Origin of the sequence: Streptomyces sp. SID4985 (genome assembly GCF_009863025.1) — a bacterium.
Lineage (GTDB): Bacteria > Actinomycetota > Actinomycetes > Streptomycetales > Streptomycetaceae > Streptomyces.
Genome location: NZ_WWIR01000073.1, coordinates 1 through 3,193, shown reverse-complemented (window position 1 = coordinate 3,193; position 3,193 = coordinate 1). Strand labels below are relative to the sequence as shown.

Here is a 3,193-nt window from a genome sequence, read left to right as displayed (position 1 = left end):
GACCGGCAAGGCCGCGTTCGCGCTGCCCGTGGACGGCCCCGGTGCCGTCGCCGCGATCGCCGAGGGCGCGCTGCTCGGCGCCTACGCCTTCGACGTCTACAAGGAGAAGGCCGAGGACGGCGAGGCGAAGAACGCCCCGCTGGCCGAGGCCGTCGTCCTGACCGCCGAGGGCGACGACAACGACGCGGCCCTGGCCCGCGCCGTCGCGGTCAGCGAGGAGCTGAACCGCGCCCGCGACCTGGTCAACACCCCGCCGAACGACCTCGACCCGGAGGCGTTCGCGGCCATCGCGCGCGCCGCCGCCGACGAGCACGGCCTGCAGATCGAGGTGCTCGACGACGCGGCCCTGGTCGAGGGCGGCTACGGCGGCATCATGGGCGTCGGCGGCGGCTCCGCCTCCACCCCGCGCCTGGTCAAGCTGGCCTACACGCACCCCGAGGCCGAGAAGCACCTCGCCTTCGTCGGCAAGGGCATCACCTACGACTCGGGCGGCATCTCGCTCAAGCCCGCCGGGCACAACGAGACGATGAAGTGCGACATGGCCGGTGCCGCCGCCGTGTTCGCCGCGGTCGTCTCCGCCGCCCGCCTCGGCCTCAAGGTCAACGTGACCGGCTGGCTGGCGCTCGCCGAGAACATGCCGTCGGGCTCCGCCGTCCGCCCGGGCGACGTGCTGCGCATGTACAGCGGCAAGACCGTCGAGGTGCTCAACACCGACGCCGAGGGCCGCCTCGTCCTCGCGGACGCGCTGTGGGCCGCCTCGGCCGAGGAGCCGGACGCGATCGTGGACGTGGCCACGCTCACCGGCGCCATGGTGCTGGCGCTCGGCAACCGCACCTTCGGCATCATGGCGAACGACGACGCCTTCCGCGCCTCGCTGCACGACGTGGCCGAGGAGGTCGGCGAGCCGGCCTGGCAGATGCCGCTCCCCGAGCACCTGCGCAAGGGCATGGACTCCCCCGTCGCGGACATCGCGAACATGGGCGAGCGGATGGGCGGCGGCCTGGTCGCCGGTCTGTTCCTGCGTGAGTTCGTCGGCGAGAACATCACCTGGGCGCACCTGGACATCGCGGGCCCGGCCTTCAACGAGGGCGGCCCCTTCGGCTACACCCCGAAGGGCGGCACCGGTTCCGCGGTCCGCACGCTGGTTCGGCTCGCCGAGCTGACCGCCGACGGCGACCTGGGCTGAACCACCCACGGAGACACCCCCTGGCACCACCCCTGACACGGCTCCGCCCCAGGTGAGCGCGGGGCCGGTCGGTCCGAGGGGCGCGCGGCCGCGCATCGACGCGGCCGCGCGCCCCTTTTTCGTCCCGGCACGGCCGGAGCGGACGTGGGGCGTCTCACACCCCGGCCCGGCGTATGGACCACCCCGGACAAGTGCAAAGATGGAGCCCGGCAGGACAGGGCCCCACCCGAGGGCCGAAGCATCAAGCGGCCGGACACCAGCCGCCTGCCGGTCACCGACGACCGGCGTACGGCGCACATGCATGGAGGACGTGACGTGGCGAACGACGCCAGCACCGTTTTCGACCTAGTGATCCTCGGCGGTGGCAGCGGTGGTTACGCCGCCGCCCTGCGCGGAGCGCAGCTGGGCCTGGACGTCGCCCTGATCGAGAAGGACAAGGTCGGCGGCACCTGCCTGCACCGGGGCTGCATCCCCACCAAGGCCCTGCTGCACGCGGGCGAGATCGCCGACCAGGCCCGCGAGAGCGAGCAGTTCGGTGTGAAGGCCACCTTCGAGGGCATCGACGTCCCGGCCGTCCACAAGTACAAGGACGACGTGATCTCGGGCCTCTACAAGGGCCTCCAGGGTCTGATCGCCTCGCGCAAGGTGACGTACATCGAGGGCGAGGGCCGGCTGTCCTCCCCCACCTCCGTGGACGTCAACGGCCAGCGCATTCAGGGCCGTCACGTCCTGCTCGCGACCGGCTCCGTGCCGAAGTCGCTGCCGGGCCTGGAGATCGACGGCGACCGGATCATCTCCTCCGACCACGCCCTCGTCCTGGACCGCGTGCCCAAGTCCGCGATCATCCTCGGCGGCGGTGTCATCGGCGTCGAGTTCGCCTCGGCCTGGAAGTCCTTCGGCGCCGACGTGACCGTCATCGAGGGTCTCAAGCACCTGGTGCCGGTCGAGGACGAGAACTCCTCCAAGCTCCTTGAGCGCGCCTTCCGCAAGCGCGGCATCAAGTTCAACCTCGGCACCTTCTTCGAGAAGGCCGAGTACACCCAGGACGGCGTCAAGGTCACCCTCGCCGACGGCAAGGTGTTCGAGGCCGAGGTCCTGCTCGTCGCCGTCGGCCGCGGCCCGGTGTCGCAGGGTCTGGGCTACGAGGAGCAGGGCGTCGCGATGGACCGCGGCTACGTCCTGGTCGACGAGTACATGCGCACCAACGTGCCGACCATCTCGGCCGTCGGTGACCTCGTCCCGACCCTCCAGCTCGCGCACGTCGGCTTCGCCGAGGGCATCCTGGTGGCGGAGCGCCTGGCCGGTCTGAAGACCGTCCCGATCGACTACGACGGTGTCCCCCGCGTGACGTACTGCCACCCGGAGGTCGCCTCCGTGGGCATCACCGAGGCCAAGGCCAAGGAGATCTACGGCGCGGACAAGGTCGTCGCTCTGAAGTACAGCCTGGCGGGCAACGGCAAGAGCAAGATCCTGAAGACCGCGGGCGAGATCAAGCTCGTCCAGGTCAAGGACGGTGCCGTGGTCGGCGTCCACATGGTCGGCGACCGCATGGGCGAGCAGGTCGGCGAGGCCCAGCTGATCTACAACTGGGAGGCGCTGCCGGCCGAGGTCGCCCAGCTCATCCACGCCCACCCGACGCAGAACGAGGCGCTCGGCGAGGCGCACCTGGCGCTGGCCGGCAAGCCGCTGCACGCCCACGACTGAGCCATCGGCCCCCGGGCGCGACGACACAGACTTCCGCAATTCCTTAAGGAGCAACCGAAACCATGGCGGTTTCCGTAACCCTTCCGGCGCTCGGTGAGAGCGTCACCGAGGGCACTGTCACCCGCTGGCTGAAGGCCGAGGGCGAGCGCGTCGAGGCCGACGAGCCGCTGCTCGAGGTGTCGACCGACAAGGTCGACACCGAGATCCCCTCGCCCGTCTCCGGCGTGCTGGCGTCCATCAAGGTCGCCGAGGACGAGACCGTCGAGGTCGGTGCCGAGCTGGCCCTGATCGACGACGGCTCCG

3 protein-coding genes are annotated in these 3,193 nt (G+C 71.0%); all 3 read left to right on the top strand.

Translation table 11 applies throughout. From position 1 onward, the window contains the following. The coding region (locus tag GTW40_RS03130) for a leucyl aminopeptidase (RefSeq protein WP_161178602.1) at window positions 1-1,186 on the top strand (1,186 nt) is incomplete at its 5' end. A gap of 315 nt (window positions 1,187-1,501) precedes the next feature. Then, window positions 1,502-2,890, top strand: coding sequence for a dihydrolipoyl dehydrogenase (gene lpdA / locus GTW40_RS03125; RefSeq protein WP_161178601.1), 1,389 nt, complete (start codon window positions 1,502-1,504; stop codon window positions 2,888-2,890). A 62-nt stretch (window positions 2,891-2,952) separates the two neighbouring features. After that, the coding region (locus tag GTW40_RS03120) for a biotin/lipoyl-containing protein (RefSeq protein ID WP_343245604.1) at window positions 2,953-3,193 on the top strand (241 nt) is incomplete at its 3' end.